Origin of the sequence: Rathayibacter sp. AY1H2 (assembly GCF_002931985.1) — a bacterium.
Taxonomy (GTDB): Bacteria; Actinomycetota; Actinomycetes; order Actinomycetales; family Microbacteriaceae; genus Rathayibacter.
This window is the reverse complement of the sequence record NZ_PSUV01000016.1, coordinates 43,425-60,965: the sequence shown is the minus strand read 5'-3', so window position 1 is coordinate 60,965 and position 17,541 is coordinate 43,425. Positions and strand designations below refer to the sequence as shown.

The following is a 17,541-nucleotide window of genomic DNA, read 5'->3' as shown; positions in this document are numbered from 1 at the left end:
CGGCGCGCCCTACACTGGCGAAATGCAGCCGACCGAACGCGCCCTCCGCGTGATCTCCTACAACCTCCGGGAGCACCGAGCGCACGCCGAGATCGCCCCCCTCGCCGCCCGCCACGACATCGACGTGCTGTGCCTGCAGGAGTGCGACACCACGAAGCTGCCGCAGGAGGTGGGCTCGCTCCGGCTCGCGTCCGTCACGGCCCGCAACCGCCTGGGCCTGGCCGTCTACTACTCGCAGGACCGCTTCGAGCTCTCCGGAAGCGCCGCGTTCGAGCTCAGCAAGTCCATGCACGACCGGGTGATGTCCCCCGCTCACGAGCGCCTGCTGGCCGTCTGCCTCGACGACCGCGACGGCGGATCGATCGCCGTCTCCTCCTTCCACGCCGCCCCGCTCTCGGCCGGCAACGCCCTGCGCCGCAAGCAGATCGACGAGGCGCTCAACCGGCTGCGCGAGTACGCGCCGGACACCCCCTCCCTGATGGTCGGCGACTACAACTACCCGTGGTTCTTCCGCGGACTCGACCGCCGGATGACCCGGAACGGCTACCTGGTCTCGCGGAGCGACTCCCCGACCTACGCGCGCTACCGCTACTTCAGCGGCCACTTCGACTTCGCGATCAGCGACTCCGTGCGGATCGAGCGGGTCTCCACGCTGCCCCAGGGCGTCTCGGACCACCTCCCGGTGATGGTCGACGCGCACTACGGCGTCCCCGCCGCCTGAGCGCGGGGCCCGCGGGCCCGCGCGGTCGGTAGGCTCAGGGGGTGACGACCCTGATCCTCGCCCGGCACGGAGAGACTGTCTGGCACTCCGAGAACCGCTTCGCGGGCTCCTCCGACATCGCGCTGACCCCCCGGGGCCAGGACCAGGCGGCGACTCTGGCCGCCTGGGCCGTCGACGCCGACCTCGAGGCGGTGTACTCCTCCACCCTGGTCCGGGCCGTGCGCACCGCCGTGCCCGCCGCGCGGGCGGCCCACCTCGAGCTGCAGCCCGACCCGGCGCTGGTCGAGGTCGACTTCGGCCGCGGTGAGGGGCTGACCACCGACGAGATGGAGAAGCGCTTCCCGGACGAGTACCACGCGTGGGTCGCGGCGCCGGCCATCCAGCCGATGCCCGGCGGCGAGTCCGGCCTCGACGCCGTCGCCCGCGCGAACACCTCACTCGCGCGCATCCACCGCGAGCACCCCGACGGCCGGGTGCTCGTCGTCGCGCACGGCACGCTCATCCGCCTCCTGCTGTGCGCCTATCTCGGCATCAACCCCGAGACCTACCGGCACACCTTCCCGGTGGTCGACAACGTCTCGCTGACCACGCTGCGCTGGGACGCGACCGGCGTCGGCCTGCTCGGCTACAACGTCCCGCCCGTCCAGACGCAGCGGCGCTCCAGCTGAGCGCAGCGGCCGCTCCGGAGCGGCGCCCGGCGAGCGCGGGCTCGATCGGCCTGGTGCTCGGGTCGGTCGCGAGCGTGCAGCTGGGCGCCTCCTTCGCCGTGCTGCTCTTCCCCGCCGCGGGGCCGATCGGCACCGTCACGCTCCGGCTGGTGTTCTCAGCAGTCGTGCTGCTCCTGGTCTGCCGTCCGCGGCTGCGCGGCCATAGCCGGAGCGACTGGGCCACCGTCGCCGCCTACGGTCTCGCCCTCGGCGGGATGAACGCCTGCTACTACGAGGCCATCGCCCGGATCCCGCAGGGCGCCGCCGTCACCCTCGAGGTGCTCGGGCCGCTGACGCTCTCGGTGATCGCCGGGAGGAGCGTGCTGAGCCTGGTCTGGGCGGTGCTCGCGCTGGCCGGGGTGGTGACCCTGTCGCAGGGCGGGTTCTCGGCGCTGGACCCGGTCGGCGTCGGCTTCGCGCTGGGGGCCGCAGTGCTCTGGGCCGCGTACATCGTCTTCGCCGGCCGCACCGGCGGGCGGTTCCAGGGGATCGACGGGCTCGCGCTGGCGCTGGCGGCCGGCGCGATCGTGTCGCTGCCGTTCGGCCTCGCCTCCGCCGGGCCCGCCCTGGTGGTGCCGCCGGTGCTGCTCCTCGGGCTCGCCGTGGCGGTGCTCTCCTCCGCGGTGCCCTACGCGCTGGAGCTGCTGGCGCTGCGGCGCCTGCGCTCCTCCACCTTCTCGATCCTGATGTCGCTCTCCCCCGGGGCGGCCGCGCTCTCGGGATTCCTCGTGCTCGGTCAGCGCCTCAGCGCCGTCGAGGCCGTCGGGATCGCGCTCGTGGTCGCCGCGAGCATCGGAGCGGTGCGGACCGCGCGGACCTCCGCCTGAGCGGCAGTTCTTTTGTTAGGCTAACTATGTGCCATCGACCGAGACCCTGCAGACCGATCTCCCGCTGACCTCCCTCGCGGGCGAGGTGCGGGCAGCGGTCGGCCGGCTCGGACGGCGGCTCCGGCAGGAGAAGGCCCAGCACGAGCTCAGCGATCCGCAGTTCAGCGTGCTCGCGCTCCTGCACCGCGAGGGCGCGAAGACCCTCGGCGAGCTGGCCGAGGCGGAGCGGGTCCGCCCGCCGTCGATGACCCGCACGGTCGGCTGCCTGGTCGACGAAGGACTCGCGGAGCGCCTGGCCGACCCCGCCGACGGCCGCGTCACCCGCATCCGCCCCACGGAGGCCGGCACCGCACTGGTGCTCGACGTGCGCCGCAGCCGCGACGCCTGGCTCGTGGCGCGCCTCGAGGAGCTCCCTCCCGAGGACCTGCGCCTCCTCCACGACGCGGCGGCGGTCCTGCGCGCGGTGGCCGACCGATGAGCGCGATGTTCCGCTCCCTCGCCGTGCCGAACTACCGCATCTGGTTCGCGGGCGCGATGGTCTCGAACGTCGGCACCTGGATGCAGCGCACGGCCCAGGACTGGATCGTGATCAACGACCTGACCGACCACGACGCGACGGCGCTCGGCGTGACCATGGCTCTGCAGTTCGGACCGCAGCTCGTGATGGTGCCCTTCTCCGGCTTCATCGCCGACCGCTTCGACCGGCGGAAGCTCCTGATGGCCACCCAGGGCGCGATGGGCGCGCTCGGGCTCGGCCTGGGGCTCATCGTCGTGACCGGGGTCGTCCAGCTCTGGATGGTCTACCTCTTCGCCCTGCTGCTCGGCTTCGCCGCGGCGATCGACGCGCCCGTGCGCCAGACGTTCGTGTCGGCGCTGGTCGAGGAGCGCGACCTCACCAACGCCGTCTCGCTGAACTCGGCCTCCTTCAACTCGGCGCGGATGATCGGACCGGCCCTCGCGGGCGTGCTGATCGCCGCGGTCGGCTCCGGCTGGGTCTTCCTCCTCAACGCCGCGAGCTTCCTCGCCGTCCTGCTCTCGCTGCGCGCACTGCACCGCGACCAGCTCCGCAGCGCCCCGCGCGCCACCCGCGGCCCGGGTGCGCTGCTGGAGGGGTTCCGCTACGTGTCGAAGCGGCCGGACATCCTCGTGGTGCTCGCGATCGTGTTCCTGATCGGCACCTTCGGCCTGAACTTCCCGATCTTCGCCTCGACGATGGCGACGGTCGAGTTCGACATGGGGGCGAGCGAGTTCGGCCTCCTCTCCTCCGCCATAGCCGTCGGCTCGGTGCTGGGGGCGCTCCTCTCGGCTCGCCGCGACCGCCCGAGGCTCCGGCTCATCGTCGGCGCCTCCGCGGCGTTCGGCGTCGCGCTCGCGCTGGCCGGCGTCATGCCGACCGTCTGGGCGTTCGCGATCCTGCTCCCCTTCGTCGGCATCGCGGCGCAGACGCTGATGACCTCGGCCAACGGCTACGTGCAGCTCTCGACCGCCCCCGAGATGCGGGGCCGGGTCATGGCGCTCTACATGGCCATCTTCGTCGGCGGCACCCCGATCGGCGCCCCGCTGATCGGCTGGGTCGCGAACGCCTACGGTCCGCGCCAGGCGATGCTGGTCGGCGCCGCCTCCGGGATCGCGGCGGCCGCCATCGGACTCGCCTTCCACCTCCGCCTGCGCCGCGCCGCCCGGCTCGCGGCCCCCGGGCCGGAGGCTCTGCCCGCCACCGGCGGAGTCCCCCTGCTGCGTCCGCGCGCCTAAGCTCCGTCGGCCGGTCCGCACGCCGGGCGGATCCGCGGACCGCCCACTCGACGGGTCGCCCCCGACGCGGGGCGCGACCGCCGCCCGCCCTCAGGCCTCGCGGGTGATCTCGACGCGGACGAAGAGCTTCGACGAGCGGGGCCCGGCGAACACCCCGCGCAACGGCGCGATGTCGTTGTAGTCGCGGCCCCGGCCGACGATGACGTGGCGGTCGCCGATGTCGATCAGGTTCGTCGGGTCGTAGCCGCGCCAGGCTCCTCCGCAGAACCACTCGACCCAGGCGTGGGACTCCCCCACCACGGTCTCGCCGATCTCGGCGTGCGGCTTGGGGTGCAGGTAGCCCGAGACGTAGCGCGCCGGGATGCCCACCGAGCGCAGCGCCCCGAGGACGATGTGCGTGATGTCCTGGCAGACGCCCTCGCGCGCGGTCCACGACTCCGTCGCGGTGGAGTGCACGCCGGTGACGCCCTGCCGGTAGGTCATCGCCCGGCCGATCGTCTCGGCGATCGTGAGCGCGGCCTCGCACGGGCCGGCCGCCTCGTCCGCGAGCGAGCGCGCCATCGCCGCGAGGTCCTCCGGCGGCGCGGTGCGGTGGGTCTGCTTCGACTGCTCCACGTACTCGGTGCGCGTCTCGACCTGCTCGGACAGCTGATCCCACCCGGTCGGGTGGTCGGGGTGCTGCTTCGGCCGGATCTCGACGAGCGAGGTCGCCGTCAGCGAGAGCTCGCGGTGGGCGTCGAGCACGTCGAACGACGAGACGCGGGTGCCCCAGTAGTCGGTGTAGGCGTGCACCGAGGTCACCGGCCTGATGTCGAGGTTCGAGAACAGCACCAGCTGCCCGTCCGAGGAGGCGGGGAGCATCCGCGCCTCGTTGTAGGACGCGACCACGTCCCCCGCGTAGGTGAAGCCCGTGGTGTGCCTGATGCGCAGCCTGCTCACAGCGCCTCCCCGATCCAGCTCGGCATGACGTTGGTGGGGAAGTACCGCTGGCGGATCGCCTCGGAAGCGGCCGAGGTCGCCTCCTGCACGCTGTCCATGTGCCGCGGCAGGTCCTCGAGGATGTCGGTGATCGGCCGGAACTCCAGCTCGCTGCGGATCCGCCCGAGGACGCGCTGCGCGTCGCCGGAGTGGCCGATGCGGCCGGTGCGCGGCTCGATGTCGCGCATGCACGCCTCCGCCCGCGAGACCGAGAAGAGGATCGAGCGCGGGAACAGCCGGTCCAGGAGGAGGAACTCGGCCGCGTTCCGCGCGCTCGGCACGCCCCGGTAGGTGCGCAGGTACGCCTCGTAGGCGCCGCAGGAGCGGAGGATCGTGGTCCAGGAGGGGCCGCTCGCCTCGGTCAGCGAGCGGGTGGCGAGCAGGCGGGCGGTCATGTCGGCGCGCTCGATCGAGCGGCCGAGCGTGAAGAACTGCCAGGCCTCGTCGCGCGAGGTCGCCGACTCGATGATGCCGACGGCGAGGGCGGAGCGCTCCCTCACCCAGCTGAAGAACTCCGACACCCGCTCGCCCGAGACGCGGCGCGGCATCCGGGTGCGCGTGGTGTTGAGGCACTCCCAGAGCTCCGTCGAGACGATCTCGCGCGCCCGGCGGGCGTTCTCGCGGGCGGCGCCGAGCGAGTAGGCGATCGAGGCGGGGTTCGTGCGGTCGATCGCGAGGATCGCCAGCACGTCGGCGCGGGTGATCTCGCGCATGTCGTCGGGCGGGGTCGAGCCCATCACGGACAGGAGCGAGCGGCAGGCCGTGTCCTCGTCGATCCACGGGTCCTCGAGCAGGAGCTGGAGGTGGACGTCGAGGATGCGGGCGGTGCCGTCGGACCGCTCGATGTAGCGGCCGATCCAGAACAGCGACTCGGCGATCCGGGAGAGCATCAGTCGTCCTCCCCCGCCGCGAGCGTCTGCTGCTGCTGCTGGTCCTGGTCGGTGTTCGGCGCGTCCTGCGGCGAGTGGTCGGGCGTGTGGTTGAGCGGGTAGACGATCGGGATGGAGCTGGTGACCGCGGCCTGCTCGGCGACGAGCGCCTGGATGTCGCGCGCCTCGGGCTCCGCGCTGCGCGCCTCCTCGAGGCCGACCACCCAGGTGTCCTTCGATCCGCCGCCCTGCGACGAGTTGACGACGAGCTGCCCCTCCGGGAGCGCGACGCGGGTCAGGCCGCCGGGCAGCACCCAGACGTCGGTGCCGTCGTTCACGGCGAAGGGCCGCAGGTCGGCGTGCCGGGGGCGCATCCCGTCGTCGACGAGGGTGGGGATGGTGGAGAGCTGCACGACCGGCTGCGCGATCCAGCCGCGCGGGTCGGCCTGGAGGCGGGAGCGCAGCTCCGCGAGCTCCTTCGCCGAGGCGGCCGGCCCGACGACCAGGCCCTTGCCGCCGGAGCCGTCGACCGGCTTCACGACGAGCTCGTCGAGGCGGTCGAGCACCTCCTCGAGCGCTCCCGGGTCCTCGAGCCGCCACGTGTCGACGTTCTTGATCACCGGCTCCTCCGAGAGGTAGTAGCGGATGAGGTCGGGCAGGTAGGTGTAGACGAGCTTGTCGTCGGCGACGCCGTTGCCGACCGCGTTGGCGATCGTGACGTTCCCGAGCCGGGCCGCGAGCATCAGCCCGGGTGAGCCGAGCATCGAGTCGGCGCGGAACTGCAGCGGATCGAGGAACTCGTCGTCCACGCGGCGGTAGATCACGTCGACCCTGGTCGGGCCGGAGGTGGTGCGCATGAACACCTTGCCGCCCGTGCAGAACAGGTCGCGGCCCTCGACCAGCTCGACGCCCATGAGGCGGGCGAGGAGGGTGTGCTCGAAGTAGGCGGAGTTGTAGACGCCCGGAGTGAGCACGACCACGGTCGGGTCGTCGACGCCGTCGGGGGCGGAGGCGCGCAGTGCCTGCAGCAGCTTGTTCGGGTAGTCGCCGACCGGGCGCACCCGCATCGAGACGAACAGCTCGGGCAGCGTCTGCGCCATCACCCGGCGGTTCGAGATGACGTAGGAGACGCCGGAGGGCACGCGGACGTTGTCCTCGAGGACCCGCCAGCCGCCCTTCTCATCGCGGATCAGGTCGATCCCGGACACCTGGATCCGCACGCCGTTCGCGGGGACGATGCCCGCGGCCTGCCGGTGGAAGTGGCTCGAGCTCGAGATCAGCCCGGCGGGGATGACGCCGTCGGCCACGGCGTTCTGCGGGCCGTAGACGTCGGCGAGGAACGCCTCGAGAGCACGGACCCGCTGCTTGATGCCGGTCTGCACCTCGTTCCACTCGGCGCGCTCGATCACCCGGGGGACGGCGTCGAGCGGGAACGGCCGCTCCTCCCCCGCGAAGTCGAAGGTGACGCCCTGCGCGAGGTAGGAGGAGGCGAGCGCGTCGGTGCGGCCGCGCAGCTCCTCCTGGGTCATCCGCGCGAGCGAGGAGTAGATGTCGCGGTAGGCGCCGCGGACCCCGTCGGGGCCTCCGGTCGACGCCACGTCGGCGAACATCTCGTCCCAGGGGGTGGCGCCCGTGTCGGGCCGCTCGACCTTCTGGGACCCGTATCCGTCGAAGAGGTCACCCATGGCACGACTCTAGTGCGGGGCGTATTGCGGGGATGTTTCGGGCGGCCGCGGGGCGAGCGGGGCGGGTCGGCGACGTCCGGGCACGGCACCGGCGCCGTCCTCCGACAGGCCGGCGGAGGCCCGGGGATCCACGGGAATAGATCCGGCCGCACGTGGTTGAATGAGGATGTACATGCAAACGCATGGACCAGGCCCCACCGGGCCGGAGGACAGAAGGAGCGCCTGATGCAGTTCGGCATCTTCACGGTCAGCGACATCACGACCGACCCCACGACCGGACGGACCCCGTCCGAGTCCGAGAAGATCCAGGCGACCCTCGCGATCGCGCTGAAGGCGGAGGAGATCGGCCTCGACGTCTTCGCCCTGGGCGAGCACCACAACCCGCCGTTCTGGTCCTCCTCCCCCACCACCACGCTCGGCTACCTCGCGGCGAAGACCGAGAGGATCACGCTCTCCACCGCGATGGCCCTCATCACCACGAACGACCCCGTGAAGCTCGCCGAGGACTACGCGATGCTCCAGCACCTCGCCGGCGGCCGCGTCGACCTGATGCTCGGCCGCGGCAACACCGGCCCCGTCTACCCGTGGTTCGGCAAGGACATCCGCCGCGGCATCGAGCTGACGATCGAGAACTACGACCTGCTGCACCGCCTGTGGACCGAGGACTTCGTCGACTGGGAGGGCCAGTTCCGCACGCCCCTCCAGGGCTTCCAGTCGACCCCGCGCCCCCTCGACGGCGTCGCGCCGTTCGTGTGGCACGGATCGATCCGCTCCCCGCAGATCGCCGAGCAGGCCGCCTACTACGGCGACGGCTTCTTCGCGAACCACATCTTCTGGCCCGCCTCGCACACCCAGAAGATGGTGCAGCTCTACCGCCAGCGCTTCGAGCACTACGGCCACGGGACCGCCGACCAGGCGATCGTCGGCCTCGGCGGGCAGATCTTCCTGGCGAAGAACTCGCAGGACGCGGTCTCGCAGTTCCGCCCCTACTTCGACAACGCCCCCGTCTACGGCCACGGCCCCTCGCTCGAGGACTTCACGGAGCAGACCCCGCTCACCGTCGGCTCCCCGCAGCAGATCATCGACCGCACTCTCGGCTTCCGCGAGTACGTCGGCGACTACCAGCGCCAGCTCTTCCTGATGGACCACGCGGGACTCCCGCTGAAGACCGTCCTGGAGCAGATGGACATGCTCGGCGAGATCCTCCCCGCCCTCCGCGCGGGCTTCGCCGAGGGCCGCCCCTCGCACGTGCCCGACGCCCCCACCCACGCCTCCCTCGTGGCCGCGCGCGACGCGCAGCCCGCGGCCGAGCCCGTCACCGTCTAGTCAGGAGCTCTCCATGGACACCCGCAGGATCACCGTCCTCTCGGCCGGCCTCCGCCAGCCGTCCTCGACCCGGCTGCTCGCCGACCGCCTGGCCGACGCCGCCGAGTCCTCCCTCGCCGAGCAGGGCTTCGCCGTCGAGCGGAGCGTCGTGGAGCTGCGCGACCTCGCGCACGACGTCACGAACAACCTCCTCACCGGCTTCGCGAGCCCCGCTCTGCAGACCGCGCTCGACGCGGTCGCCGGCGCCGACGGCCTGATCGCCGTGACGCCGATCTTCACCACCAGCTACAGCGGGCTCTTCAAGTCGTTCGTCGACGTGCTCGACACGGAGGCGCTGCGCGGCCTGCCCGTGCTGCTGGCGGCCACGGGCGGGTCCCCCCGCCACTCCCTGGCCGTCGACTACGCGATGCGCCCGCTCTTCACCTACCTGCACGCGGCGCCCCTCGCGACCACCGTGTTCGCGGCGACGGACGACTGGGGCGGCGCGACCGAGGACGGACGGGCGCTGCCCTCGCGCATCGAGCGCGCCGGACGCGAGCTGGCCGATCAAGCCGCCCGCTCCTCCCGCTCGGGCTCCACGCCCGACCCGTGGGCGCTCGACGGCTCGTTCGAGGGGATGCTCGGCCGCCGCGGCTGAACGCCCGCCGCGCGGATCGGCCGCTCCTCTCATGGATCGGCCGATCCGTCCAGCCGCGATTCCCGCGGCCCTGCCGGAATAGCCTGCCCCCGGGAGCCTGCCGCTGGCCCCCGGAAGGAGGCCGTCATGGGCCTGACCAGCAAGGGGCTCCCCTCGGGGGCTCTCGACCTCTCGCAGCTCGGACGCGCGGTCCTCGACCGCCGCCGCTTCCTCGGAGCCCTCGGCGTCGCCGCCTCCGTCCCGGTCCTCTCCGGCTGCGGCTTCGCCCCCGCGGGCCCCGCGGCGAGCGCCGGCAGCGACACCCTCACCTTCACCACCTGGGGCACCGACGCCGAGCTGGCCGGCTTCCAGCGCGCGATCGACGCGTTCCAGTCGGCGAACGCCGGCGCCACCGTGACCCTCAACGCGGTCCCGTACGAGCAGATGTTCACCAACATCGACGCGCAGCTGCAGGCGGGGAACCCGCCGGACGTCTTCCGGGTCCCGTACTACACGTTCGGCAGCTACGCCGGCCGCGACCAGCTCCTGGACCTGTCGGGCTTCCTCGACTCCGACGTCGCCGAGCGGTTCACCGATCCGGCCTGGGCCGCGGTGCAGAGCGGCGGGAGCCCCTTCGGCGTCCCCCACCACACCGACACCTCGCTGATCCTCTACAACACGCAGGTGCTGGCCGACGCGGGCGTCACCTCCTTCCCCTCCTCGCCCGAGGAGGCGTGGACCTGGGAGGAGTTCACCGAGGTCGGGCGGAAGCTGCGCGCCTCGCTCCCCGCCGAGCGCTACCCCTTCGCCTACAACTGGCAGGGCAACGGCGTCACCCGCTGGCTGAGCCTGCTCTTCCAGGCCGACGGCCGCTTCCTCACCGAGGACCTGTCCGGGCCCGCGATCGACTCCGCCGCCGGCCGCGCCGCGATCGACTTCAGCCGCAGCTTCTTCACCGACGGCCTCGTGCCGCCGAGCAGCTCCGTGCAGGCGACCACCTACGCCAGCGACCTCTGGTACTCGCAGACCACCGCGATGACCTTCGCCGGCGCGTTCCTCATCCCCGACGCCGACTCCACCCTCGACTTCGAGTGGGGCGCCACCTACTCCCCGCGCAACGTGCGCGGAGGCGGCGACTTCGGCGGCAACGCCCTCGTCGCGACCAAGGCCGCGAAGAACCCGGAGCTGGCCGCCTCCTTCCTCGCGTTCGTGACGGAGGAGGAGGCGATGCGCGACTTCTGCGCCGGCGCCTCCCTCCTCCCCACTCGCCGCGACCTCACGGAGTCGGGCATCGAGTTCGCCGTGCGCCCCGAGCTCGCCGAGGTGTTCCTCGGCCAGGCGGGCACCGTCCAGGCGTCCGACTCGGCGCAGGTCGCCTCGCCCGACATGGCCGCGATCATCACGGTGCTCAAGGAGCAGCTGGAGCAGGCCTTCGTCGGCGGGCGCAGCACCGAGGACACCATCGCCGGCCTCACCTCCGGCATCGCGGCCGCGACGCAGTGAGCCGGTCGGTCCTCGCGCCGGAGGCGGTGACCGCCCGCCCCCGGCGCACCTCCCGCGCCCCCGCCCGCGAGACGGCGGCCGCCTACGCGTTCCTCGCGCCGAACCTGCTGATGCTCGGCCTGTTCGTGTTCGTCCCCCTGGGCGGCGCGTTCCTGATCGGCTTCCAGCGCACGAACGGCTTCGGCGACGGCGTCTTCGTCGGACTCGACAACTACGCGCGGCTGCTCGGCGACGGCCTCTTCTGGCGCTCGACGTTGAACACGGCGCTGTTCACCCTGATCGTGACCCCGCTCTCGATGGCGCTGGGCCTCGGCGCGGCGGTGCTGATGAACTCGGTGCTGCCCGCGCGGCCGGTGTTCCGCAGCATCCTCATCCTGCCGATGGCGGTCTCCGGAGTGGCGACGGCGCTGATGGGCGTGCTGATCTTCGACGAGAACAGCGGCGTGCTCGACGGCATGCTCCAGACGATCGGCCTCCCCCGCATCGCCTGGCAGTCCGGCGGAGCGGCGGCCTTCGCCTCCGTGGTGCTCGTCACCCTGTGGTGGCGCACCGGCTTCAACATGCTGATCTACCTGGCGGGGCTGCAGGGGGTGAACCCGGCGCTCTACGAGGCGGCCCGGCTCGACGGAGCGAACGCGTGGCAGCAGTTCCGCCACGTGACGCTGCCGCTGGTCGGCCCGTCGTCGTTCTTCCTGCTCATCCTCAACGTCATCTACTCGTTCCAGGTGTTCGACATCGTCTTCGTGCTCACCGGCGGCGGACCGCAGAACGCGACCTCGGTGCTCGTGACCTACGCCTACGACACCGGGTTCGTTACCCGCGACCAGGGCTACGCCGCGGCCATCGGCATCGTGCTGCTGATCCTGACCATGATCTTCACCGCGGTGCAGTGGCGCACCAACCGCTCGAGGGACTTCGTCGAATGATCCGCACGTCGCGCACCTCGCGCCTGCTCCGCCTCGCCCTCGCCCTCGGTGTCTCGGTGGTCATCGTCTTCCCGCTGTACTGGATGGTCGTCGTCGCGTTCTCCTCGCGGTCCGAGCTGCTCGGCGGCACCCTCCGCCTCTGGCCGCGCGAGCTGACGCTGGTGAACTTCGAGCGGGTGTTCTCGTCGTTCCCCGTGGCGACCTGGTTCGGCAACTCCCTCGCGATCAGCCTGGTCACCGCCCTGATCACCGTGACGATCAACCTGCTCGGCGGCTACGCCTTCGCGCAGCTGCGGTTCCGCGGATCCGGCGTGCTCTTCCTCCTGGCCCTGTCGACGCTCACCCTGCCCGTGCAGGTGATCATGGTGGCGCTCTTCCGGCTCGTCACCGACCTCGGCCTCTACGGGAGCTACTGGGCGGTGATCCTGCCGACGGCGGCGTCGGCGTTCGGGCTGTTCCTGGCGCGGCAGTTCATCCTCGCGATCCCGCGGGACCTGATCGAGGCGGCCCGGATCGACGGCGCCGGGCACTTCCGCGTGTTCACGGCCATCGTCCTCCCCCTCTCGAAGCCGCTCATCGCCGTGCTCTTCTTCATGTCGCTGCTCGGCTCCTGGAACGACTTCGCCTGGCCGCTCATCGCCCTGAAGGAGAACGCGCTGTTCACGCTCCCGATCGGGCTGCTCTTCCTCCAGGGGCAGTTCGGCAGCGACTACGGAGCGACCATGGCGTTCGCCCTGGTGAACGTCGTGCCGATGGTGGTGCTGTTCCTGGTGTTCCAGCGCTACTTCGTGCAGGGCTTCGCGCGTAGCGGCCTCCGCTGACCTCGCGGCGGGGGGGGTGCGGATCGGTGCGCTGAGCGGCCATTCGTCCCCCCGTCCGGGGCCGGGAGTGTCAATCCCCCCGTTCCGCCGACCCGGCCGGCGCCGCCCCGCGGTACCGTCGTCGCAGGCGCCCACCTCGTGCGCTCCGGAGCGCACCGTTCGAGCGGAAGGCGGGATCGCCATGAGTACCGTCGCCGCGAACGCCGCCCAGCAGAAGGTGGCCGGCCGCTACTACCTGATCGAGCGCATCGGCTCCGGCGGGATGGGCTCGGTCTACCGGGCCCGCGACGAGACCGTGCAGCGCGAGGTCGCCGTGAAGGTGTTCCGCGCGGAGGCCTCGAACCCCGAGGACGTGGCCCGCCAGGAGCGCGAGGTGCGGATGCTGAGCTCCTTCGCCCACCCGGGCATCGTCAACCTCTTCGACGCGGGGCTGCACAACTTCGGCGGCGAGGTCCGCCGCTACGTCGTGATGGAGCTCGTCGCCGACCCCACGATGGAGGCGCGGCTCGAGTCCGGCCCCCTCCCGGCGGCGGAGGTCGCTGCGATCGGCACGCAGCTCGCCGAGGCCCTGGCCTACCTGCACGAGCGCGGCGTCGTGCACCGTGACGTGAAGCCTGCGAACATCCTGGTCAGCGAGGTCGCCTCCAGCGGCTACGCCCGCACCGCCAAGCTCACCGACTTCGGCGTGGCCCACTTCATGGACGGCTCCCGCCTGACCAGCGACGGCGTCGTGATCGGCACCGCGAGCTTCGTCAGCCCGGAGCAGGTCGCGGGCGAGCCGATCAGCGGAGCGAGCGACGTCTTCTCCCTCGGCCTGGTCCTCCTCGAGGCGATCACCGGTCACCGGGAGTACTCGGGCACCGTCCTCGAGGCGGCGATCGCCCGCCTCCACCGCAGCCCCTCCGTGCCCGACACCCTGCCGGCGGAGTGGCGGGCGCTGCTGACCTCGATGACGCAGCGGGACCCGGAGAAGCGGCCGACCGCCGACGACGTCGCGCACCGGCTCCGCGGCGGGATGACGACGGGCTCGGCTTCGGGCGCGCCGACCGCCTCGGACTCGCGCGCGGCACGGATCCGGCGCTCCGTGATCATCGGCTCGAGCGTGGTCGGCGTCGGCGCGATCGCGGCACTGTCGTGGATGCTCGGAGCGCTCGTCGGTCGCTGACCGTTCGGACGCGGGTCCCTAGGCCTCGCCCGGGAACGCGGGACGGAGCACGATCCGCGTCCAGGCGCCCACGTAGATCCGGTCGCCCTCCTCGACCTCGCGGCGCTGACCGGCGGCGATCGGCGACTGCGGGAGCGGCGCCCCGGCCGGGGCGAGGTACGTGCCGTTCGCCGACTGCAGATCCTCGACCCACCAGCGGTAGCCGTCGGTGCTCAGCTGGCAGTGGCGCCGCGAGACACCGGAGTCGGAGCCGCAGTCCACCTGCGGCGAGATGCCGCGGGAGACGGACGGGCGTCCGACGAGCAGGGTGCGCTCGCGGAGGACGACGGTCGCGGGCGGGCCGGGCGAGGGCATCGGGTCGTCGGCGCGCTGCTCGGCGTACCACTCCGGGTCGACCCAGAGCTCGGCGATCCACGGGCGGTCCGGGTCCGCGGAGGCGGTGGCGGGGCGGGCGGAGCCGGTGGCCGGCGCGGACGCGGACTCCTCCTCCGACGCTGAGGCCCCGGGTGCCGCGTCGGGGACTGCGGCCTCGGGTGCAGGGGCCTCCGGGATCACCTCGGTCGGCGGAGCGGCGGGCGGCGCGGTCGCGACGGGGGTGTCGAAGCCGGCCTCCTGCTCCGGGACCAGCTCGGTGGGAGCCGCGGGATCGGCCTGCGGCGCGGGCGCCTCGCCCAGGTGCTGGGCCGGGTCCCCCGACGGCGTCGCGGAGCCGCCGACCTCGCCCGGAGCGCGGACGGCACCGGAGGAGGTGAACGGATCGGCCTCGGGGAGGGAGCCGGTCGTGAAGTCGTAGCCGCAGTTCTCGCAGAACAGGGCGCCGGGCTCGTTCGGGAACGAGCAGTGCGGGCAGACCGAGGGGCCGGTCGGGATCGCGGTGGTCGGCGCGGCGGGAGCGGGCGACGGGGCCGCAGCGGCACCGATGGGCGCCCCGCAGACGTCGCAGTAGTCGCCGGACTGGGAGGTGTGCCCCTCGGGACAGCGGAAGCTCACTTGCGCACCCGCGTGGTCTTGGTCGACGCGGTGTCCAGCGCCATCTCGTCGAGGCGGTCCACGCCGCGCTTGAGCCGCACGGTGCCCTCGTTCGGGTCGTCGATCTCGACGACCTTCCGCAGCTTCGCGGTCGCCTCGTCGTTCCCGGTGACGGAGGCGAGCTGCACCGCGCGCCCGAGCTTGACCGTGGCGGTCGCCTCGTCGCCCCGCGCCTTGGCCGCGAGCCCGTCCTGGATCGCCGAGGCGAGCTCGGTCTGGCCGGTGTAGTGGGCGACGGCGGGGTCGATGCGGGCGGTCAGGGCGGAGTCGTCCGTCCAGCGCGCCTTCACCAGGGCGGAGGCGACCACCTCGTCGCGCACGCTGAGCTGCACCCGCGCGGCGAGCTGCTCCGAGCCGACCGGCTTCGACGCGACCCGGACCGCCACGTGGTACTCCCGCGACTCGTCGCCCCAGGCGCCGGTCGGGTAGGCGCCGGTGAGCGGGTTCACGGCGTTCCGCCGGGAGCTGAGGTCCTCGAGGTTCGGAGCGACCTGGCGGACGAAGAGCAGCTGCGCGCCCTGCGGAGTCCAGACGCGGAGCTCACCGTTGGCGACTCCCCGGCCCATCGACGCCCGCATCAGCGACTCGAAGTCGGCAGCCATGTCGGCCGGGTTCGCGATCAGGCCCACGGTGCCCAGCAGGGCGCTCGCGATGGTGCGCGCCTCCTCGACGATCCAGCGGGAGCCGACGCCGCGCACGTCGCACTGGAAGTCGCCCGACGCCGCGCGGATCGCCGCGTCCAGCTGCATCCGCGACTCGTGCTCGTTCTTGCCGTCGGTGAGGAGGATCGCGTGCCTCTGCGTCGCCTCCGGCACGGTCGCGAACAGCTGGCGGGCGAGGGTCAGCCAGGTGCCCATCGCGGTGCCGCCGTCGGCCTGAAGGTAGCCGATCGCCTCCTTCGCCGCGGCCCGCGCCCCCGGCTCCATCCGCACCATCGAGACGGTGGCGTTGGGGTACGGGAAGGCGCGGTCGGCGCGCTCGGATCCGGCCACGACGGCGAAGAAGGTGCCGTCCAGGATCTGGTCGACGGCCACGGCGGCGGCGCGCTTCGCGGCCGTCATGTTCTCGCCGGTCATCGATCCGGAGCAGTCCACGATGATGATCTCGGCCGCGGCCCCGTCGGACCCGGCGACCCCCGTGCCGGACGCGGTCACCGTGACGATGGCGTGCACGTCGGTGGCGCCGTCCGAGAGGAACTCGTTCTGGAAAACACTCGCGCTGAACTCCGCCATTCCGGCAGTTTACGGGGACGCCCGGCCCGAGCGGCCCTCCATCGCCGAGGATCGGCCGGGCATCGCGGCCCGACGCCTGCACGACAGCTGTCGGGGCGGGCGGAGGCGGGTCGAGCGCCGCCGGAGCGCCCCCGTCAAGCCCGCCGCGGCCGGACACCGCCGGTGCCAGGGTGGAGCCGTGCCTCCCTGGACCCTCGCCCTCGCCAGCGGCGCCATCGGCGGCGCCACCCTCCTGATCGGCGCCGCGCTCGCCTGGTTCGTGCGCGTGCCCCCGAAGCTCACCGCCGCGATCTCCGCGTTCGGAGCAGGGGTGCTGATCTCGGCGCTCGCCTACGAGCTCGTGCAGGAGGCGGCGGACGACGGAGGACTGCTCCCGACGATCCTCGGCACGCTCGCGGGAGCCGTCGTCTTCGTCGGCGCGGACGCGCTGCTCACCCGCGCCGGCGCGGGGAACCGCAAGAGCGCGAAGGGATCGGGCGGAGGAGGAGGCGCGGCCATCGCGGCCGGCGCCCTGATCGACGGGGTCCCCGAATCGATCGTGCTCGGCCTCTCGGTCGCCCAGGGCGGAGCGGGAGCGGCGATCAGCGTGCCCATCGTCGCCGCGGTCGCGATCTCGAACCTCCCCGAGGGCCTGTCCTCGACGGTCGGCATGAAAGCCGACGGCCGCTCCGCCCGCTACGTCTTCACCGTCTGGGGCGGGATCGCCGCGATCTCGGCCGCCGCAGCGCTGGTCGGCTTCCTGGTCTTCGCCACCGCACCGGGCGCGGTCGTGGCCTTCGTGACGACCGTCGCCGCCGGCGCGATCCTCGCCATGATCTCGAACACGATGATCCCCGAGGCGTTCGACCGCGACGACGTGCTCACCGGGCTGTACGCGGTGCTCGGGTTCGTGACGGCGTTCGCCTTGCACAGTGCTGGTTAGGACGCCGCTCCCCGCGCGGCGTCCCGCAGTCGGCTCCAGCGCGGGGCCGGGTCCCGAGGAGCGGGTCGCGCACGGCGACGCGGATCCGCTGGAACGCGGATCCCCGGATACGCCTCGCGAAGACGCCGCTCCCCGCGCGGCGTCCCGCAGTCGGCTCCAGCGCGGGGCCGGGTCCCGAGGAGCGGGACGCGCACGACGACGCGGATCCGCTGGAACGCGGATTCCCGGATACGCCTCGCGAGGACGCCGCTCCCCGCGCGGCGTCCCGCAGTCGGCTCCAGCGCGGGGCCGGGTCCCGAGGAGCGGGACGCGCACGGCGACGCGGATCCGCTGGAACGCGGATCCCCGGATACGCCTCGCGAGGACGCCGCTCCCCGCGCGGCGTCCCGCAGTCGGCTCCAGCGCGGGGCCGGGTCCCGAGGAGCGGGACGCGCACGACGACGCGGATCCGCTGGAACGCGG

Annotated in this window: 17 protein-coding genes; 12 read left to right on the top strand and 5 right to left on the bottom strand. The window is 72.7% G+C overall.

The genetic code is table 11. The features are described 5' to 3' along the window. Positions 1 to 22: 22 nt before the first annotated feature. Genes C5C29_RS12300 through C5C29_RS12280 form a run of 5 tightly spaced genes read left to right on the top strand, consistent with a single transcriptional unit; the run spans position 23 to position 4,007 of the window. Positions 23 to 721: an endonuclease/exonuclease/phosphatase family protein gene (locus C5C29_RS12300; RefSeq protein WP_104308421.1), complete on the top strand. Its 699-nt coding sequence runs from the start codon at positions 23 to 25 to the stop codon at positions 719 to 721. A gap of 41 nt (positions 722 to 762) precedes the next feature. After that, positions 763 to 1,389, top strand: coding sequence for a histidine phosphatase family protein (locus C5C29_RS12295; protein WP_104223854.1), 627 nt, complete (start codon positions 763 to 765; stop codon positions 1,387 to 1,389). Positions 1,390 to 1,442: 53 nt separating this feature from the next. Continuing rightward, positions 1,443 to 2,255, top strand: coding sequence for a DMT family transporter (locus C5C29_RS12290; RefSeq protein WP_244229480.1), 813 nt, complete (start codon positions 1,443 to 1,445; stop codon positions 2,253 to 2,255). Positions 2,256 to 2,283: 28 nt separating this feature from the next. Continuing rightward, positions 2,284 to 2,733 (top strand): MarR family winged helix-turn-helix transcriptional regulator, encoded by a 450-nt coding sequence (locus C5C29_RS12285; RefSeq protein WP_258062292.1) that lies wholly within the window; start codon positions 2,284 to 2,286, stop codon positions 2,731 to 2,733. After that, positions 2,730 to 4,007 carry an MFS transporter gene (locus C5C29_RS12280; protein WP_104223853.1) on the top strand — a complete coding sequence of 426 codons (1,278 nt, stop codon included), beginning with the start codon at positions 2,730 to 2,732 and terminating at the stop codon, positions 4,005 to 4,007. The genes C5C29_RS12285 and C5C29_RS12280 overlap by 4 nt, the downstream gene beginning before the upstream one ends. A 90-nt stretch (positions 4,008 to 4,097) precedes the next feature. On the opposite strand, the gene C5C29_RS12275 is transcribed toward C5C29_RS12280, so the two are convergent. From C5C29_RS12275 to C5C29_RS12265, 3 genes are read right to left on the bottom strand one after another with little or no spacing between them, the layout of a single operon-like run. Further along, the gene (locus tag C5C29_RS12275; RefSeq protein ID WP_104223852.1) at positions 4,098 to 4,946 is read right to left on the bottom strand and encodes a transglutaminase family protein; all 849 of its coding nucleotides are present in this window, start codon (positions 4,944 to 4,946) and stop codon (positions 4,098 to 4,100) included. After that, positions 4,943 to 5,875 carry an alpha-E domain-containing protein gene (locus tag C5C29_RS12270; RefSeq protein WP_104223851.1) on the bottom strand — a complete coding sequence of 311 codons (933 nt, stop codon included), beginning with the start codon at positions 5,873 to 5,875 and terminating at the stop codon, positions 4,943 to 4,945. Before C5C29_RS12270 ends, C5C29_RS12275 begins: the two co-directional genes overlap by 4 nt. Continuing rightward, positions 5,875 to 7,539: a circularly permuted type 2 ATP-grasp protein gene (locus tag C5C29_RS12265; RefSeq protein WP_104223850.1), complete on the bottom strand. Its 1,665-nt coding sequence runs from the start codon at positions 7,537 to 7,539 to the stop codon at positions 5,875 to 5,877. Before C5C29_RS12265 ends, C5C29_RS12270 begins: the two co-directional genes overlap by 1 nt. Positions 7,540 to 7,764: 225 nt before the next feature. On the opposite strand from C5C29_RS12265, the gene C5C29_RS12260 reads away from it, so the two are divergent. The 6 genes from C5C29_RS12260 (at position 7,765) to C5C29_RS12235 (ending at position 13,896) form a co-directional block, all read left to right on the top strand. Continuing rightward, a complete protein-coding gene (locus C5C29_RS12260; RefSeq protein ID WP_104223849.1) occupies positions 7,765 to 8,865 on the top strand; it encodes an LLM class flavin-dependent oxidoreductase in 1,101 nt (366 codons plus the stop codon). Between the two features lie 13 nt (positions 8,866 to 8,878). Then, positions 8,879 to 9,502 carry an FMN reductase gene (locus tag C5C29_RS12255; RefSeq protein WP_104223848.1) on the top strand — a complete coding sequence of 208 codons (624 nt, stop codon included), beginning with the start codon at positions 8,879 to 8,881 and terminating at the stop codon, positions 9,500 to 9,502. A gap of 126 nt (positions 9,503 to 9,628) precedes the next feature. Then, positions 9,629 to 10,984: a sugar ABC transporter substrate-binding protein gene (locus tag C5C29_RS12250; protein WP_104223847.1), complete on the top strand. Its 1,356-nt coding sequence runs from the start codon at positions 9,629 to 9,631 to the stop codon at positions 10,982 to 10,984. Between the two features lie 26 nt (positions 10,985 to 11,010). After that, on the top strand, positions 11,011 to 11,910 hold the full coding sequence (locus C5C29_RS12245) for a carbohydrate ABC transporter permease (protein WP_258067598.1): 900 nt from the start codon (positions 11,011 to 11,013) through the stop codon (positions 11,908 to 11,910). Beyond that, on the top strand, positions 11,907 to 12,731 hold the full coding sequence (locus C5C29_RS12240) for a carbohydrate ABC transporter permease (RefSeq protein WP_104223846.1): 825 nt from the start codon (positions 11,907 to 11,909) through the stop codon (positions 12,729 to 12,731). Before C5C29_RS12245 ends, C5C29_RS12240 begins: the two co-directional genes overlap by 4 nt. Positions 12,732 to 12,912: 181 nt before the next feature. Then, a complete protein-coding gene (locus C5C29_RS12235) occupies positions 12,913 to 13,896 on the top strand; it encodes a serine/threonine-protein kinase (RefSeq protein ID WP_104308420.1) in 984 nt (327 codons plus the stop codon). 18 nt (positions 13,897 to 13,914) lie between these two features. Here the strand turns inward: C5C29_RS12235 and C5C29_RS12230 are convergent, their stop codons facing one another. Together C5C29_RS12230 and C5C29_RS12225 are read right to left on the bottom strand one after the other, a co-directional pair. Further along, a complete protein-coding gene (locus C5C29_RS12230) occupies positions 13,915 to 14,886 on the bottom strand; it encodes an FHA domain-containing protein (RefSeq protein ID WP_104223844.1) in 972 nt (323 codons plus the stop codon). Continuing rightward, positions 14,883 to 16,157 carry a VWA domain-containing protein gene (locus tag C5C29_RS12225; protein WP_104223843.1) on the bottom strand — a complete coding sequence of 425 codons (1,275 nt, stop codon included), beginning with the start codon at positions 16,155 to 16,157 and terminating at the stop codon, positions 14,883 to 14,885. Before C5C29_RS12225 ends, C5C29_RS12230 begins: the two co-directional genes overlap by 4 nt. Before the next feature lie 178 nt (positions 16,158 to 16,335). Here C5C29_RS12225 and C5C29_RS12220 point away from each other — a divergent pair, with 178 nt between their 5' ends. After that, positions 16,336 to 17,079: a ZIP family metal transporter gene (locus tag C5C29_RS12220; RefSeq protein ID WP_104223842.1), complete on the top strand. Its 744-nt coding sequence runs from the start codon at positions 16,336 to 16,338 to the stop codon at positions 17,077 to 17,079. Positions 17,080 to 17,541 lie beyond the last annotated feature (462 nt).